Consider the following 16,167-nt stretch of genomic DNA (forward strand, 5'->3'; position numbering starts at 1 on the left):
CACCCGCCCCCCCGGGCGGCCCCCCCCGGGGGGGGCGGCCCGGCGGAGCGGCGGCGCCGGGCCGCGGCGCGACCCGGCGCGGTACGCCCTAGCTGCGGGCGAGGAAGGCGAGGAGGTCCTGCCGGCTGAGCACGCCGGTGGGCTTGCCCTCCTCCAGCACCAGGGCGGCGTCCGCCCCTTCGAGCACGGCCATCAGGTCGCCGACGCTCTCACCCGCACCGACCTGCGGCAGCGGATCGCACATGTGCTTCTCCAGCGGGTCGCTCAGCGAGGCGCGCTGCGCGAACAGCGCGTCGAGCAGTTCCCGCTCCACCACGGAGCCGATGACCTCGGCGGCCATGACGTCCGGGTGCCCCGCTCCGGGCTTGACGACGGGCATCTGCGAGACGCCGTACTCGCGCAGCACGTCGATGGCCTCGCCCACGGTCTCCTCGGGGTGCATGTGGACCAGCGAGGGGATCGGGCCCTCCTTGTGCCGCAGCACGTGGCCGACGCGGACCGAGGTGGCCTCGCCCTCCTCGAGGAAGCCGTAGTCGTTCATCCACTCGTCGTTGAAGATCTTGCTGAGGTAGCCGCGGCCGCCGTCCGGCAGCAGCACGACCACGACGTCGTCCGGACCGAGCCCCTCGGCCACCTTCAGGGCACCGACGACGGCCATGCCGCAGGACCCGCCGACCAGCAGGCCCTCCTCACGGGCGAGGCGGCGGGTCATCTGGAAGGAGTCCTTGTCGGAGACGGCGACGATCTCGTCGGCGACGTTCCGGTCGTAGGCGTCCGGCCAGAAGTCCTCACCGACGCCCTCCACCAGGTAGGGGCGTCCAGAGCCGCCGCTGTAGACGGAGCCCTCCGGGTCGGCGCCCACGACGCGGACCCTGCCCTCGCTGACGTCCTTCAGGTAGCGGCCGGTGCCCGAGATGGTGCCTCCGGTGCCGACTCCCGTGACGAAGTGGGTGATGCGGCCCCCGGTCTGCTCCCACAGCTCCGGTCCGGTCGACTCGTAGTGCGAGCGCGGGTTGTCCGGGTTGCTGTACTGGTCCGGCTTCCAGGCGTCGGGCGTCTCGCGGACCAGGCGGTCGGAGACGTTGTAGTAGGAGTCGGGGTGCTCGGGGTCGACGGCCGTCGGGCAGACGACGACCTCCGCGCCGTACGCCCGCAGCACGTTGATCTTGTCGGTCGAGACCTTGTCCGGGCAGACGAAGATGCAGCGGTAGCCCTTCTGCTGCGCCACGATGGCCAGCCCGACACCGGTGTTCCCCGAGGTCGGCTCGACGATCACACCGCCCGGCCGGAGGGCGCCGCTGCGCTCCGCCGCCTCGATCATGCGGACGGCGATCCGGTCCTTCACGGAACCGCCCGGATTGAAGTACTCGACCTTGGCCAGAACGGTGGCCTTCAGGCCCTTCGTCACACTGTTGAGCCTGAGCAGCGGGGTGTTGCCGACAAGCTCGATCATCGAGTCGTGATACTGCACCTTGGTTCTCCACGCCTTTCGGGGATCTTCCCTTGGTCGGGACGCCGGGGGGATCACCCCCAGGTGAGTCGGAGGCGGCACACGCTCCCTACCCGTGGGGACAGCCTATTGCGCACCACCCCACCCTTGGGGCGCGTTGTACGGAGGGCCACACGGGGCAACACAGTGTTGGGGAAGAAACATCCGACGTGTCCGAGCGAACGGCGCGTTCGGGACGCACCGACCACTGGGAGGCGGACCACCACCATGCCGATGTCGAAGGCGGCGACAGCCAGAGTGGCACGCCGGATCGCTACCGCGGCCGCGTACGGCAGCGGGGGGCTCGGGCTGCTCGGGGGCGCCGCGGTGGGGCTGTTGTTCACCGAGGCCCAGCTCGCGAAGCGCCGCGTGGGGATCTCCGACACCACACCGCCGGTGGCGGACGGCCTCTACGGGGCGGCGTACGCGGGCCGGGCCGGCGGCGGGGGCCGCGCCGGGGGGCGTGCCGCCGCGCCCGCACGGCCTCTGCAGCTCGCCATGGTGGGCGACTCGACGGCCGCCGGTCAGGGCGTCCACCGGCCTCGGCAGACCCCGGGGGCCCTGCTCGCCTCGGCGCTGGCCGCCATCGCGGAACGCCCGGTGGCGTTCCGCAACGTGGCGCTCTCCGGCGCGCAGTCGGACGACCTCGAGCGCCAGGTGACGATGCTGCTGAGCGGGCAGGACGACGCCCCCGACGTGTGCGTGATCATGATCGGTGCGAACGACGTCACCCACCGGATGCCGCCCGCGCGGTCGGTCCGGCTGCTGTCCGACGCGGTGGCGCGGCTGCGCACCGCCGGCTGCGAGGTGGTGGTGGCCACCTGTCCCGACCTCGGCACGATCGAGCCCGTCGCCCAGCCGCTGCGCTGGATCGCGCGGCGGCTGAGCCGTCAGCTGGCCGCCGCGCAGACGATCGCGGTGGTCGAGGAGGGCGGCCGCACCGTCTCGCTGGGGGAACTGCTCGGGCCGGAGTTCCAGGCGAACCCGCGGGAACTGTTCAGCCCGGACAACTACCACCCGTCGGCCGAGGGCTACGCCACCGCGGCGATGGCGATACTGCCGACGGTCTGCGCCTCGCTCGGCCTGTGGCCGGCGGAGGAGGAGCGCCCCGAGGCAGGACGGCGCGAGGGCATCCTGCCGGTGGCCCGAGCAGCCGCCGAGGCCGCCGAGGAGGGCGGCACGGAGGTCGCCTCGGTGCGCGGGCCGTGGGCGCTGCTCAAGCACCGCCGGCGCCGCCGGCTGCCCCCGGCCGAGGACAGCGAACCGGTGCGGCACGTGGACGCGGACGCACGCTGACCCGCCCGCACCGCCGGGTCGGCGGCAGCGACCGGCCTGACGGCGCGGGGACGTACGCTCGGGAAAGAGGCTCGCGTCACACGGTGAGCCACGTGACCCATCCGCTACGTGCGGGTAGCTTCACGTCACAGATCTGCCAGCCACGCGTCCGATGGAGCCTGTGATGCCCGAAGCCGTGATCGTCTCCGCCGCCCGTTCCCCGATCGGCCGCGCCGGCAAGGGTTCCCTCAAGGAGGTCCGGCCCGACGATCTGACCAGTGAGATCGTGCGGGCCGCGCTGGCGAAGGTGCCGCAGCTGGACCCCGCGGAGATCGACGACCTCATGCTGGGCTGCGGCCTGCCGGGCGGTGAACAGGGCCACAACCTGGGCCGCGTCGTCGCCGTGCAGCTGGGCATGGACCACCTGCCGGGCTGCACCATCACCCGGTACTGCTCCTCCTCGCTCCAGACGACCCGGATGGCGATGCACGCCATCCGGGCGGGCGAGGGCGACGTCTTCGTCTCGGCCGGTGTGGAGACGGTGTCGCGGTTCGCGAACGGCTCCTCCGACGGCATGCCGGGCACGCACAACCCGCTGTTCGCCGACGCGGAGGCCCGTACCGCCGAACGCGCCGAGCACGGCGCCGAGACCTGGACCGACCCGCGGGAGAGCGGCGAGGTGCCGGACGTCTACATGGCGATGGGGCAGACCGCGGAGAACCTGGCGCGGCTCAAGGGCGTCTCCCGCCGCGAGATGGACGAGTTCGGCGTCCGCTCGCAGAACCTGGCGGAGCAGGCCATCGCCGACGGCTTCTGGAAGCGCGAGATCACGCCGGTGACGCTGCCCGACGGCACCGTGGTGTCCCAGGACGACGGCCCCCGGCCGGGCGTGACGCTGGAGGGCGTCGAGGGCCTCAAGCCGGTCTTCCGCCCCGACGGCCGCATCACCGCCGGTAACTGCTGCCCCCTGAACGACGGCGCCGCCGCACTGGTGATCATGTCCGACACCAAGGCGCGGGAGCTGGGCATCACCCCGCTGGCACGCGTGGTGTCGACCGGGCTGTCCGCGCTGTCGCCGGAGATCATGGGGTACGGGCCGGTGGAGGCCTCCCGGCAGGCACTGGCCCGCGCGGGCATGACCATCGGCGACATCGACCTCGTCGAGATCAACGAGGCGTTCGCCGCGCAGGTGATCCCCTCCTACCAGGGCCTCGGCATCGACCTGGACCGGCTCAACGTCAACGGCGGCGCCATCGCGGTGGGCCACCCGTTCGGCATGACCGGCGCACGCATCACCGGCACGCTCCTCAACTCGCTCCAGTGGCACGACAAGCAGTTCGGCCTGGAGACGATGTGCGTCGGCGGCGGCCAGGGCATGGCCATGGTCCTCGAGCGGCTGAGCTGACCGGCCGTCCGGGCTCCGACCGCTACGACCGCTCCGTCCCGTCGCGTCCCACCCCGACCGGAAGACCGGAAACGTGACCCCAGCGTCACTCCCCGATCACTTTCGGCAGGGCACGCGAGGCGAACAGATCGGAAATTGCCACTGGGCCCATATTCTTCATAAAGCCCCCACCGAAGCGCCCCCGGGATGTGATATATCCCCTGGGGGCGTTTCGTTCGCCCAGGTCACACGCGTCCGACCCATGGTGCTTCCTCTTCCCGCCTCTCCCATTGATGGCGCTTTGCACTACGGTCGTGCAAGTCTTACCGGAGAAAGCTGCGGTAGAAATTCGGGGATCGTAACGGAACCGGGAGTACCTCAGTGAGCGCCATATTGATTCTCCTGCTGACGGCTGCGGGCCTGGCCATAGCCATGGGCGGCGCCGCACTCCTCCTGCTGCGGGGGCTCCACCGCGAGGTGGCTGCCCTCGGCTCCCGCCTCGACGCGGCCGTCCCGACGCGCAGGGCCCAGGACGGGTCGGTGCCCGCGGCTCGCTCAGCGCCGGGCGAGGAGATCCGCGTCGCCGTCGCCCAGGCACTGGCCGAGGAGCGGGAGCGTGAACTCGCCGAGGCGCGCGCCTTCTGGGCCGCGCAGGAGGCGCGGGACGAGGACACCCCGCTGATGGCCGGGCACGGCACGGAGTACGAGGTCTCCCCCGAAGCGGACCGTGCGCTCCTCGAAGCGCTGCTGGAAGGGCGTCTCGACGGCACCGAGGGACTCACCGGCACGGGGAACGAGGGCGAGGTCTTCGTACCGCGCCAGCCCGGCGCCGAGGACCTGCTCGCCGACGCGGACGACCCCGAGGCGTTCCTCGGCGTCGAACGGCTCGACACCTCCGGCACCGAGGCGGAGCCGGAGGAGGACTCGGACGCCGACGCCGCCGAACTCGCCGCCGCCCGCCGCCGTCACCCGTCGCACCCCGACTTCTCGCTCTCCGGCGAGCCCATCGGGCCCGCACCGGTCCCGGCGGCCGGCACGCCCACGCTCGCCGAGCACGAGCGGACCGTGCGGCGCCTCGGCGAACTCGCCGAGTCCCGGACCCCGCTGCTCGACGTGCGGCCCGGCCCGCTGGGAACCCTGGACGTCTACGCGTTCGAGGACGGCACCACCGTCTGCATGTCCCCCGGACACCGGGAAACGGCCGATCAGCTGGCGGACGCGCTGGACGCGGGCCTGTCCCCGCTGCTGCTGGGCGGCTCCAGCGTCTCCGGCGCCTACTCGCTGACCTTCGAGGTCGGGGAGGACCGGATCTACCTGCTCGCCGACCGGGTCATCGCCTCGCTCTGACCCGCGCCACGAGGTCCACGGCCTCCTCCAGTTGCCGAGCGGTGCCCGAGGTGCCCAGCACCTGCGCCAGATCGTGGCCGGCGACGGCCACCTGGTCGCCCACGGCGAACGGCCCGGCGTCCGGCAGGGCCTGCGGCGCGCGGTCCGGGAACTCCAGCAGCTGCGCGCGCCGGGCCAGCTCGCCCGCCAGCTCGCGGCCCTCGGCCGCGGCGCCGCGCAGCAGAGCACTCTGCGGCAGGGACCGCAACCGGTCCGCCAGCAGATCCACCTCGGTCGTCAACGCCGTCACCTCACGCACCCGGCCACCCTACGCGCCGTACCGGCGGCGCTCCCGCACCACGATGCGCCCCTGATCGTCGGGACCGGAAGGTTGCCAACGGCCCCCCGCTGGGGCACCGTGGCGGGAAGGACTCACATACGGCAGCGTCCGGAGGCGCCGATGTCCCAGACCTTCTCCGCCGAGACCCATCAGAACCTGCTCGCCCGCATTCCGCAGTGCACCGGCCGCGAGATCTCCGAATGGATCCGCACGGTCGACGACGGCCCCGCCCTCTTCCGCTTCGAGGAGAAGGTGAGCTGGCTGCGGGGGGAGCACAACCTCAGCTACGGCTACGCCAAGGCGATCGTTCACGAGTACGACCTGCGGCGCGCCGCGCGCCACCTGTGACCAGGCCCTCCGGAAGGGCACACGCTCCCCCACGCTGACGGACGAAGGGCCCGCGAGGCGATCGCCTCGCGGGCCCTTCGTGCGGTCGCACGCGCCGCTGCGGAACGGTGCGTCAGTCGCTGTTCAGGATCGACAGCAGCCGCAGGAACTCCAGGTAGATCCACACCAGAGTGAGGGTCAGACCGAAGGCGGCCAGCCAGGACTCCTCGCGTGGGGCACCGTAGGCGATGCCGTCCTCGACCTGCTTGAAGTCCATGGCGAGGAAAGCGGCGCCGAGCACGATGCCGATGATGCCGAAGAGGATGCCGAGGCCACCGGTGCGGAAGCCCAGGCCGTCGCCGCCGGCGAAGAGCGCGAACAGCAGGTTGACGCCCATCAGGAGCACGAAGCCGAGCGCGGCCGCCATCGTGAACTGGTAGAAGCGCCGGGTCACCCGAATGATCCGCTGCTTGTACATGAACAGCACCGCGGCGAACACCGCCATGGTGCCCAGCACCGCCTGCATCGCCACGCCGTTGCCGACGTAGGTGTTGAGGTAGTTGCTGATCGAGCCGAGGAACACGCCCTCGAAGGCGGCGTATCCCAGGATCAGCGCGGGCGAGGGCTTGCGCTTGAAGATCTGGACGAAGGCCAGAACCATCGCGACCAGGGCGGCGCCGATGGCGATGCCCAGCGTGACGCCGGTGATCCAGGCGGCGGCCGCGGTGAGGATCACGGTGCCCAGCGTCATGCCGGTGCGGGTGACGACGTCGTCGATCGTCATGCGGCCCGTCTGCGACGCGACCGGCGGGGCACCCTGCTTGGGTGCCTGACCCGGGGCGGTCTGCGTCTGGGCGTACGGGTTGGTCGCGTACGGGTTCGTGGCGGGGCCCGCCGCGTAAGGGTTCCCGGCCTGCTGGTGCTGGCCGGCGCCGAAACCGGCGTGGCCGCTGTCGCGGCCGATTCCCCGTCGCGAGAAGACCGGGTTGCTGCTCCTCATCTCACTCCTCCATGACCGCACGGCGCGGCCTTGCCTCCAGAGTAATGCCTGGGCAAAAACAGCACGCTAGTGCAGCGGTCCCAACGAGCAAAGGGACGTAATTGTTCCGAGACACGAGAGGTGTCGGCACGTGGCGGCACGTGCCCTGCCCGGCAGGTGCCCGGAGGGGGCGTGGCGCATGCATCGCCCCTACCCCGCAGCGCCGTGCGGCACGTCACATTCACCCGCGACGGCGAGGCCGGAAGGGGCAACTGGGCGTCAACCGGACCGCGGGGTCTCACGGTCGCCTCCGCACGCCTGCGCGCCGGGGTCGGTGCGAGGGGAGAGGTGCGAGAAGGAGCGAAGGGGAGGAGGGGCGCCGATCCTCGAGGGGCTCACGCCCACCGCGAGGCAGGGGCGTAGGCCGATCGCGTGAGGTCGCACTGCCCCGTGGAGGTGGGAGTGCCCGGAGCCGGACTCGAACCGGCACGACCCGCGAGGGTCAACGAGGTTTAAGCTCGTCGTGTCTGCATTCCACCATCCGGGCACGGCACCCCGCGGCCTGCCCGACGCCGCCGTGTGGGGCCGCGATCCACGCGGGTGCGGTAAGAGCCTATCCACCGACGGGGCGTCTCAGGCCGTCGTGAACTCCGAAGTTGTCTTATTTTAAGGCTACCTGACGCCCCGTCAGCGCTGCTGGTGGGCCGTCCTCCCCCTGCCTCCTGCGGCGCCGGGCAACCGGGAATTGACGCAAATTCTCCGCCCCTTCCCCTCCTCCCTCCGTCCCCGTGGTCTCTCGGGGACGCCGGTCCTCCCCAGGGAGGACCGGACCGTCGCGGGGTACCTCCCAGGGGTCCCCCGGAAACCGGCACCCGGGCTGATCCGCCGGGGCATACGCGGAGGCACGATGGACCGGTCCCCTCACAGAGCTGTCCGACAGGAGCCGTCCTCGTGACCATCACCCACACCGCAGTCTCCGACGCCGCGCCCGGCCAGGGCGACGGCGCGGCCGCCCGAGCCACGGAACTCACCAAGGTCTACGGCCGGGGCGAGACCCGGGTCGTGGCCCTGGACCGCGTCTCCGTCGAGTTCCGCCGGGCGGAGTTCACCGCCATCATGGGCCCGTCCGGCTCGGGCAAGTCGACCCTGATGCACTGCATGGCCGGACTCGACTCGGTCAGCAGCGGCAGTGCGCTCCTCGGAGACACCGAACTCACCACGCTCAAGGACAAGAAGCTCACCCGCCTGCGGCGCGACCGGATCGGCTTCATCTTCCAGGCCTTCAACCTGCTGCCCACGCTCACCGCGATGGAGAACATCACGCTCCCGATGGACATCGCGGGCACGAAGCCGGACCAGGAGTGGGTCGACGAGGTCGTCGCGACCGTGGGTCTGGGAGACCGGCTGAAGCACCGCCCCAACCAGCTCTCCGGCGGGCAGCAGCAGCGCGTCGCGGTGGCACGCGCACTGGCCTCGAAGCCCGAGATCATCTTCGGTGACGAGCCCACCGGGAACCTCGACTCCCGCTCGGGCGCCGAAGTGCTCGGCTTCCTGCGGAAGTCCGTCAGCGAGCTGCGCCAGACGGTCGTCATGGTCACGCACGACCCGGTGGCCGCCTCCTACGCGGACCGCGTCGTCTTCCTCGCGGACGGGCGGATCGTCGACGACCTGGCCGACCCCACCGCCGAGACGGTGCTGGACCGCATGAAGTCCCTGGACACCACGGGCCGCACCGGCTGACGGCGTACCGCCTCCGCCCCGCGGAGCCGGTACGCCCTCCCGTGCCCCCTCCTTCCACTCCGCCCCGCGCCCCGGGGCACCCGAACCCAGGACTCGCCCATGTTCAGAACTGCCCTGCGCAACGTGCTCGCGCACAAGGGCCGGCTGCTGATGACCCTCCTCGCCGTGATGCTCGGCGTGGCCTTCGTCGCCGGCACACTCGTCTTCACCTCGACCGTCTCGGAAGCGTTCCAGCGAAGTTCGGAGAAGGGGTTCGAACACGTCGACGTCTCCCTGCGCCCCGTCGGGGACGCCGGCGGCCCGGACCGGGCGTCCGCCGCCCCGGCAGGACTGCCGCGCGAGACGCTCCAGCAGGCGGAGGAGCTGCCGGGCGCCGCCTCCGCGACCGGTGTGGTCTCCGGTTTCGCCGCCCTCGCCGACAAGAACGGCGACCTGGTCGGGGACGGCTGGAGCACCCGCGGCGCCAACTACCAGGGGCGGGACGGCGAGGACGCCCGCTATCCGATGCGCCGCGGCCACGCCCCGCAGGAGGAGGGCGAGGTCGCCCTCGACGCCAGGACCGCCGAGCGCACCGGCTACCGAGTCGGCGACACGGTGCGCATGTCGGTGAGCGGGCCGGTCCGCAAGGAGAAGGTCGTCGGCGTCTTCACCACGGACGACGGCAACGTCGCGGCCGGCGGCACACTCGTGCTCTTCGACGACGCCACCGCGCAGCGGCTGTTCGCGAAGCCCGGCCAGTACACCCAGATCCAGCTCGAGGCGGCCGAAGGCACCACGCAGGCCGCGCTGAAGGCGCGCGCCGAGAAGATCCTGCCCCCGAGGACCGAGGCGGTGACGGGCCGGAAGCTCGCCGACGACCAGTCGCAGCAGATCGAGAACAGCATGTCGGGCATGCGGACCGCGATGCTCGTGTTCGCGGGCATCGCGCTGTTCGTCGGCATCTTCCTCATCGCCAACACCTTCACCATGCTCGTCGCGCAGCGGACGAAGGAGCTGGCGCTGCTGCGGGCCGTCGGGGCGAGCCGTCGTCAGGTCACCCGCTCCGTGCTGTTGGAGGCGGCCGGTGTCGGCCTGGCGGCCTCGGTGGTGGGCTTCGGCGCCGGTATCGGGATCGCGGTGGGGCTGCGCTCCCTGGTGTCCCGGCTGGGCACCATGCCCGACGGTCCGCTGGTCGTCTCCCTCGACGCCGTTGCCGCCTCCCTGGTGGTCGGCGTCGCCGTGACCGTGCTCGCCGCCTGGCTGCCGGCCCGCCGGGCCGCCAAGATCCCGCCGGTCGCCGCGATGGGCAGCGTCCACGCGCCGTCCACCACCCGCTCCCTGGTGCTGCGCAACACGCTCGGGGCGCTGCTGGCGGGCGGCGGCACGGCCCTGGTCCTGGCAGCCACCTCGAGGGAGGACGGCGAGGCGATGATGGGTGCGGGCGCCGCCCTGCTGCTCGTCGGCGTCTTCGTCCTCACCCCGCTGCTGTCCCGCCCGCTGATCGCCGCTGCCGCACCGGTGCTGCGGTTGTTCCGCGTCAGCGGCAAGCTGGCCCGGCGGAACGCGGTCCGCAATCCGCGGCGCACCGCGACGACGGCCTCCGCCCTGATGGTCGGACTCACCCTCGTCACGGGCTTCACGGTGGTCGCCTCCGGCGTCCAGCAGGCCATCGAGAAGATGGCCGCCGAGTCGGTCGCGGCGGACTACACGGTCTCCATGGCCAACTTCACGCCGCTCTCCCCCGAGGTCGAGGGGAAGCTGAAGGGGCTGGACGAGGTCACCGCCACCTCGCCGATGCGCACCACGGCCGCCCGCGTCGACGGCAGGAACCGGCAGCTGACCGGCGTGAACGGCGAGACCGTCGACCGCCTGCTCTCCCTGGACTTCACCGAGGGATCCTGGTCCGGCGTCGCCGGCGGGACGAAGGCCGTGGTCGACGCCGACACGGCGGAGGAACAGGGCTGGAAGGCGGGCTCCGACTTCCGCGTGGCCTACGCGGACGGAAGCCGCGAGACGCTGACGGTGGCGGGTGTCTACGACGGCAGCGAGTTCGCCCGCGGCATCATGCTGGACGCCTCGACGCTGACCCCGCACATGCCTCGTGTCACCGACATGCGGGTGCTGGTCGAGACCGACAGCGGCCCCAGCGAGGCGACGCGGGACACCCTGCAGAAGGAACTGGGCAACAACCCCGCCCTGCAGGTGCAGGACCAGGAGGACATCTCCGAGGGCATCGCGCAGCTGGTCTCCGTGCTGCTGAACGTCCTGTACGGGCTGCTGGCCATGGCGGTGGTCGTGGCGGTGCTCGGAGTGGTCAACACCTTGGCGATGTCCGTCTTCGAGCGCGGCCAGGAGATCGGGATGCTGCGGGCGATCGGCCTGAACCGGCGGAGCGTCAAGCGGATGGTCCGGCTGGAGTCACTGGTCATCTCGCTGTTCGGCGGCGTGCTCGGGATCGGGCTCGGTGTCTTCCTCGGCTGGGCCGCCGGTGAGCTGATCGCGAGTACCGGTATGGACACCTACGCGCTGGTGCTGCCGTGGGACCGGCTGGGGGTGTTCCTGGCGCTGGCGGCGCTGGTGGGCATGCTGGCCGCGCTGTGGCCGGCGCGGCGTGCCTCCCGGCTGGACATCCTGCAGGCGATCCGCACCGAGTGACCTCGCTCCGCGAGTCGCGGACGCACGGGACGGCGCCCCCTCCTCGTGGGAGGGGGCGCCGTCGTGTGCGCGGTGGCGCGTGGAGACCGGGTCAGCCCTTGAACCGGCCCCCCAGCCCCGGCTGACCCGCGGTCGGGACGCCCGAGGACCTGGCGCTCATCCACAGCGCGCCGTCGGTGACGATGCGGGTGCCGTCGGACCGCAGGGCCGTGACGGATCCGTTGAACCAGTTCTCGCCCATGGCACCGATGGCGAGGTCGTCGTCGCCGTCGGCGTCGACGTCGCGGAGCAGGACGTCGCTGCCGAAGTAGTCCTGCTTCTCGTTGCTGCCCGGCACGCCGGGCGTGTTCTGGTTGAAGTACTGCGCCCCGGTGGTGGTGATGCCCGCCGGCGAGCCGTACAGCAGGTGGACGGCGCCGGTGTCGTAGGCGTCGCCGAGGTTCTCCTCGGACGAGCCGATGACGAGGTCCTCGAAGCCGTCGCCGTTGACGTCCCCCAGGTGCAGGGTGTCCCCGAACCGGTCGTCGTTCTCGGAGGCGCCGACGACGCCGCTGGTGTTCTGGGTGACCGTCACCACGCGACCGTTCGGGCCGTCCGCGGTGCCGTACAGGACGGTGACCTTGCCGCCCTTGGTGGAGCCGGGCACGCCCTGGTCCCACTCGGTGCCGATGACCAGGTCCCCGAAGCCGTCGCCGTCGGTGTCCCCGATGTCGGTGACGATGCCGCCCTGCAGCGGCTCGCCGTCACCGGCCAGGCCCTTGCCCGCAATACCCGGGAAGTAGAAGTTGGCGTTGTAGATGTAGCCGTTCTCGTCGGGCTCGTTCTCCAGGCCGTTCACGACGAGGTCGTCGCCGGTACCCTCGCCCTCGACCTGGCCGGCGGTCAGGTAGAACGCGCCGTTGAAGCCGGGGGCGAGGTTCGGGCGGACGGTGTAGTCGAAGGCCGGTTCGCCCCACGTGTCGAGACCGCCCGCGAGGATGTGGACCGTCGGGTGGTCCGTGCCGACCGCGATGTCCGTGGTGCCGTCGGCGTCGAAGTCGCCCACGGCCAGGGACTGCCCGAACCGGTCGTGGCCGGAGCCGTCCGGGTCGCCGATGACGGCGCCGCTCACCAGCCCTTCGGAGGAGCCCCACAGCACGGAGAGCATGCCGGCTTCCTCGTCGCCACCCAGGTCCTCGAGGTAGGCGCTGACGAGGAGGTCGCTGATGCCGTCGCCGTTGAAGTCGCCGGTCCGCAGCGAGTTGCCGAACAGGTCGCCCTCCTCCGGGCTTCCCGGCACGCCCGGGGAGGCCTGGCTGATCGGGCTGCGGCGCGCGGGGTCGAGCCCGTCGGGGCCGCCCCAGTAGACGACGATCTGACCCGCGCCGGCCTTGCCGTTCACGTGGGCGTAGCCGGCGGCGGCGACGACGTCGCCGTACCCGTCGTTGTTGAAGTCGCCTTCCACACCGTCGACGGCGACGGACGGGCTTGCGGCCGCCGTCAGCAGACCGCCCGTCAGGACGGCGGCAGCAGCGGTGGCGAGGATCGGTCTGAGGTGCTTGAGCACTCCGGGGATCACCTACGTGGCTCGGCTGAAAACGGGGTACCGGGGGCCGGAACTCCCGTGTACGGACGCTGAGGTGACCTCCGAAGTGCGCCGGGGGTTGTACGGAGTTACCGGGAAGTTGTCCTCGTGGACGCCTGGTCGTCGTTCCGGCCTTCCGTCCAGGCGCGGGGGCGCAGCGGCAGGCCCGCGGCGCCGTCGGAGGTGGGGCGTACCGCGAGGATCTGGTTCACGCCGAGGCGGTTGTGCTCGAAGGCGAGGGCGGAGGCGGCCATGTACAGCCGCCAGACCCGGGCGCGGCCCGGGGAGGTGAGGCGGACCGCCTCGTCCCGGTGGCGTTCCAGGTTCCGCACCCACTGGCGCAGGGTGAGCGCGTAGTGCTCGCGGAGCACCTCGACGTCGCGCACTTCCAGGTCCGCCTCCTCCAGGAGGGCGGTGGTCCGGCCCAGCGGCGCGAGTTCCCCGTCGGGGAACACGTAGGCGTCGATGAAGGCGTCCAAGGTGTACTCCGCCTCGTCCGGCTGGGGCCGCCGGGAGATCTGGTGGTTCAGGAGGCGTCCGCCGGGCCGCAGCAGGCCGTGCAGGGCCTGTGCGTAGGAGCGGTACCGGAGAGCGCCGACGTGTTCGGCCATGCCGACGGAGGCGATCGCGTCGAACGGGCCGTCGGCGATCTCGCGGTAGTCCTGGACCCGGATCTCCACCCGGTCGGTGAGCCCGTCCTCGGCGACGCGCTTGCGGGCGTAGCCGGCCTGCTCGCGGGAGAGGGTCACGCCGACGGCGCGGACGCCGTACTCGCGGGCGGCGTGCCGCACCAGCGCGCCCCAGCCGCAGCCGATGTCGAGCAGCCGGGCTCCGGGGCGCAGCGCGAGCTTGCGGCAGACCAGGTCGAGCTTGGCCCGCTGGGCCTCCTCCAGCGTTCCGTCCTGTTCCCAGTAGGCGCAGGAGTAGACCATGGAGGGGCCGAGGAGCAGTTCGTAGAACGCGTTGCCGACGTCGTAGTGGTGGCTGACGGCGGCGCGGTCGCGGAGGAGCGTGTGGCGGAGCCCGCTGCGGCCGCGCACCTCTTCGCGGGGCGGGCGGGGCGGGAGTCCGGGCCCGGCGAGCGCGAGGAGTTCCCGGACGGCGGCGCGTGCGGCGGGGTCGCGGGCGAGGGAGAGGGCGCCGCGTACCGGCGCGGGGCCGGGGTGGCCGTCGCGTTCCCAGAGCACGCCGGCCAGGCGGTCGAGCAGGACATACAGGTCACCGTCCACGTCGATCTCGCCGGCGACCCAGCCGCGGGCGAGGCCGAGCTCGCCGGGTCGCCAGAGGAACCTGCGCAGTGCCCGTCGGTGCCTCAGGACCAGGGCGGGCGCGTCGGGTGGCCCGGCCTCGCTGCCGTCCCAGGCGCGGAGGCGCACGGGGAGCGGTGTCCCGAGCAGTCTTCCGGCGAGTACGTGGAGCCGCGGGGCGGCACCGGTCATGGCACACCTCCAGGGGAGAAGCGACAACTCGTTCCATGACACAACGAAAGGTGCGGTATGCCCACGGTTTCCGCGGAAGTCCCTCGGGAACGCCGAAGGGGGCGTGAGCCCCACGGATGGCTCACGCCCCCTTCGGCGTACGGGTGGTGACGTGAGTCAGCCGGCCTTCGCCTTGGGCCGCTCGTCCTTGGCCCCGGACGGCGCCGCGGCGGCTGCGGTGACCGGTGCGGCGGCCTCGTAGAACTCCTCGCGCGGCTTCTCCATCGCGCCGAGGGAGACGACCTCGCGCTTGAGGAACATGGCGAGCGTCCAGTCCGCGAAGACCCGGATCTTACGGTTCCAGGTCGGCACGGCGAGGCCGTGGTAGCCGCGGTGCATGTACCAGGCGAGGCGGCCGCGGAGCTTGAGGCGGAGCTTGCCCATGACGACCATCGCGACGCCCTTGTGCAGGCCGAGGCCGGCGACGGCGCCCTTGTTGGCGTGCTTGTAGTCGCTCTGCGGGAAGCCGCGCATCCGGGAGATGACGTTGTCGCCGAGGACCTTGGCCTGGCGCAGCGCGTGCTGGGCGTTCGGCGGGCACCACTTGCCCTCGCCGGAGGCGAGGTCCGGGATCTGGGCGTTGTCGCCGGCGGCCCAGATGTGGTCGGTGCCGCGGACCTGCAGCGTGGCCTCGGTGTCGACGTGGCCGCGGGGGCCGAGCGGGAGACCGAAGCGCTTCAGCGCCGGGTTGGGCTTGACGCCGGCGGTCCACACGATGGTGTTGGAGTCGACCTCGAGGCCGTTGGACAGCACCACCCGGCCGTCGATGCAGGACTCCATGGAGGTCTTGAGGTAGACCTCGACGCCACGGTCCTGCAGATGCTCCTTGCCCCACTCGCCGAGCTTGGGGCCGACCTCGGGGAGGATCTTGTCGGCGACGTCCGCGAGCAGGAAGCGCATGTCCTCCCGCTTGACGTTGGGGTAGTACTTGGCGGCGTCGCGGGCCATGTCCTCGACCTCGCCGACGGTCTCCGCTCCGGCGAAGCCGCCGCCGACGAAGACGAACGTCAGGGCGCGGCGTCGGACGTCCTCGTCCGTCGTGGAGTCGGCCTTGTCCAGCTGCTCCAGCACGTGGTTGCGGAGGCCGATGGCCTCCTCGACGCCCTTCATGCCGATGCCGTGCTCGGCCAGGCCGGGGATCGGGAAGGTGCGCGAGACGGCTCCGAGGGCGACGACCAGGTAGTCGAAGGGCAGTTCGTACGCCTCGCCGACCAGCGGCGACACGGTGGCCACCTTGCGGTCCTGGTCGACGGTCGTGACACGGCCGGTCAGGACCTCCGCCTTGGGGAGCACGCGACGAAGGGGAACGACGACGTGGCGGGGGGAGATGGATCCGGCTGCCGCTTCGGGGAGGAAGGGCTGATACGTCATGTACGAGCGGGGGTCGACGACCGTGACCGTGGCCTCGCCGTACCGCATCTTCTTGAGGATGCGGCGAGCCGCGTACAAGCCGACGTACCCGCCACCCACTACGAGGATTCGAGGACGTTCCGTGGTGCTCATGCCATCGAGTATCCAGCACCCGGAAGGGGGGTGCTCGTGAGGGTCTTCACAAGAACCCCGGCCACTTGTGCTACTATGCGCCGCCACTACGCCGCCCGATAGCCGAACGACGGTATACCACCGGCCCC

The 16,167-nt window shown here is 71.8% G+C and carries 12 protein-coding genes and 1 tRNA gene; 6 read left to right on the forward strand and 7 right to left on the reverse strand.

The window, feature by feature from the left end; translation table 11 throughout:
• Nucleotides 1-88 precede the first annotated feature (88 nt).
• Nucleotides 89-1,471, reverse strand: a complete 1,383-nt coding sequence (locus tag ACL06G_RS03030; RefSeq protein WP_412785332.1) for a cystathionine beta-synthase — start codon at nt 1,469-1,471, stop codon at nt 89-91.
• 246 nt (nt 1,472-1,717) lie between these two features.
• On the opposite strand from ACL06G_RS03030, the gene ACL06G_RS03035 reads away from it, so the two are divergent.
• From ACL06G_RS03035 to ACL06G_RS03045, 3 genes are all read left to right on the forward strand, one after another.
• Nucleotides 1,718-2,785, forward strand: coding sequence for an SGNH/GDSL hydrolase family protein (locus tag ACL06G_RS03035; protein ID WP_412785333.1), 1,068 nt, complete (start codon nt 1,718-1,720; stop codon nt 2,783-2,785).
• Nucleotides 2,786-2,948: 163 nt separating this feature from the next.
• Entirely contained in the window at nt 2,949-4,169 is a 1,221-nt protein-coding gene (locus tag ACL06G_RS03040) for an acetyl-CoA C-acetyltransferase (RefSeq protein ID WP_412785334.1), read from the forward strand.
• 360 nt (nt 4,170-4,529) lie between these two features.
• Entirely contained in the window at nt 4,530-5,495 is a 966-nt protein-coding gene (locus tag ACL06G_RS03045) for a hypothetical protein (protein WP_412785335.1), read from the forward strand.
• Here ACL06G_RS03045 and ACL06G_RS03050 read toward each other — a convergent pair.
• Nucleotides 5,479-5,793, reverse strand: a complete 315-nt coding sequence (locus ACL06G_RS03050) for a hypothetical protein (protein ID WP_412785336.1) — start codon at nt 5,791-5,793, stop codon at nt 5,479-5,481. The two genes, ACL06G_RS03045 and ACL06G_RS03050, sit on opposite strands and share 17 nt — an antisense overlap.
• 141 nt (nt 5,794-5,934) lie before the next feature.
• Here ACL06G_RS03050 and ACL06G_RS03055 point away from each other — a divergent pair, with 141 nt between their 5' ends.
• Nucleotides 5,935-6,162, forward strand: coding sequence for a DUF4287 domain-containing protein (locus ACL06G_RS03055; RefSeq protein ID WP_412785337.1), 228 nt, complete (start codon nt 5,935-5,937; stop codon nt 6,160-6,162).
• Between the two features lie 112 nt (nt 6,163-6,274).
• On the opposite strand, the gene ACL06G_RS03060 is transcribed toward ACL06G_RS03055, so the two are convergent.
• Nucleotides 6,275-7,141 (reverse strand): Bax inhibitor-1/YccA family protein, encoded by an 867-nt coding sequence (locus tag ACL06G_RS03060; RefSeq protein ID WP_412785338.1) that lies wholly within the window; start codon nt 7,139-7,141, stop codon nt 6,275-6,277.
• Between the two features lie 442 nt (nt 7,142-7,583).
• A tRNA-Leu gene (locus ACL06G_RS03065) sits at nt 7,584-7,667 on the reverse strand.
• 404 nt (nt 7,668-8,071) lie between these two features.
• Here ACL06G_RS03065 and ACL06G_RS03070 point away from each other — a divergent pair.
• Nucleotides 8,072-8,860 carry an ABC transporter ATP-binding protein gene (locus ACL06G_RS03070; protein WP_412785339.1) on the forward strand — a complete coding sequence of 263 codons (789 nt, stop codon included), beginning with the start codon at nt 8,072-8,074 and terminating at the stop codon, nt 8,858-8,860.
• Between the two features lie 99 nt (nt 8,861-8,959).
• Nucleotides 8,960-11,494 carry an ABC transporter permease gene (locus ACL06G_RS03075; RefSeq protein ID WP_412835352.1) on the forward strand — a complete coding sequence of 845 codons (2,535 nt, stop codon included), beginning with the start codon at nt 8,960-8,962 and terminating at the stop codon, nt 11,492-11,494.
• Between the two features lie 91 nt (nt 11,495-11,585).
• On the opposite strand, the gene ACL06G_RS03080 is transcribed toward ACL06G_RS03075, so the two are convergent.
• The 3 genes from ACL06G_RS03080 to ACL06G_RS03090 form a co-directional block, all read right to left on the reverse strand.
• A complete protein-coding gene (locus ACL06G_RS03080; RefSeq protein WP_412785341.1) occupies nt 11,586-13,040 on the reverse strand; it encodes an FG-GAP and VCBS repeat-containing protein in 1,455 nt (484 codons plus the stop codon).
• Nucleotides 13,041-13,147: 107 nt separating this feature from the next.
• Nucleotides 13,148-14,497 (reverse strand): class I SAM-dependent methyltransferase, encoded by a 1,350-nt coding sequence (locus ACL06G_RS03085; RefSeq protein WP_412785342.1) that lies wholly within the window; start codon nt 14,495-14,497, stop codon nt 13,148-13,150.
• Between the two features lie 156 nt (nt 14,498-14,653).
• On the reverse strand, nt 14,654-16,039 hold the full coding sequence (locus ACL06G_RS03090) for an NAD(P)/FAD-dependent oxidoreductase (RefSeq protein ID WP_412785343.1): 1,386 nt from the start codon (nt 16,037-16,039) through the stop codon (nt 14,654-14,656).
• Between the last annotated feature and the right edge of the window lie 128 nt (nt 16,040-16,167).

The organism is Streptomyces callyspongiae, assembly GCF_047200695.1.
Classification (GTDB): domain Bacteria; phylum Actinomycetota; class Actinomycetes; order Streptomycetales; family Streptomycetaceae; genus Streptomyces.

Bases quoted from the DNA above. Each gene is read 5' to 3' on its own strand.
- ACL06G_RS03060 (WP_412785338.1), bottom strand. From the start codon at position 7,141: ATGAGGAGCAGCAACCCGGTCTTCTCGCGACGGGGAATCGGCCGCGAC.
- ACL06G_RS03075 (WP_412835352.1), top strand. From the start codon at position 8,960: ATGTTCAGAACTGCCCTGCGCAACGTGCTCGCGCACAAGGGCCGGCTG.
- ACL06G_RS03040 (WP_412785334.1), top strand. From the start codon at position 2,949: ATGCCCGAAGCCGTGATCGTCTCCGCCGCCCGTTCCCCGATCGGCCGC.
- ACL06G_RS03035 (WP_412785333.1), top strand. From the start codon at position 1,718: ATGCCGATGTCGAAGGCGGCGACAGCCAGAGTGGCACGCCGGATCGCT.
- ACL06G_RS03085 (WP_412785342.1), bottom strand. From the start codon at position 14,497: ATGACCGGTGCCGCCCCGCGGCTCCACGTACTCGCCGGAAGACTGCTC.
- ACL06G_RS03055 (WP_412785337.1), top strand. From the start codon at position 5,935: ATGTCCCAGACCTTCTCCGCCGAGACCCATCAGAACCTGCTCGCCCGC.
- ACL06G_RS03090 (WP_412785343.1), bottom strand. From the start codon at position 16,039: ATGAGCACCACGGAACGTCCTCGAATCCTCGTAGTGGGTGGCGGGTAC.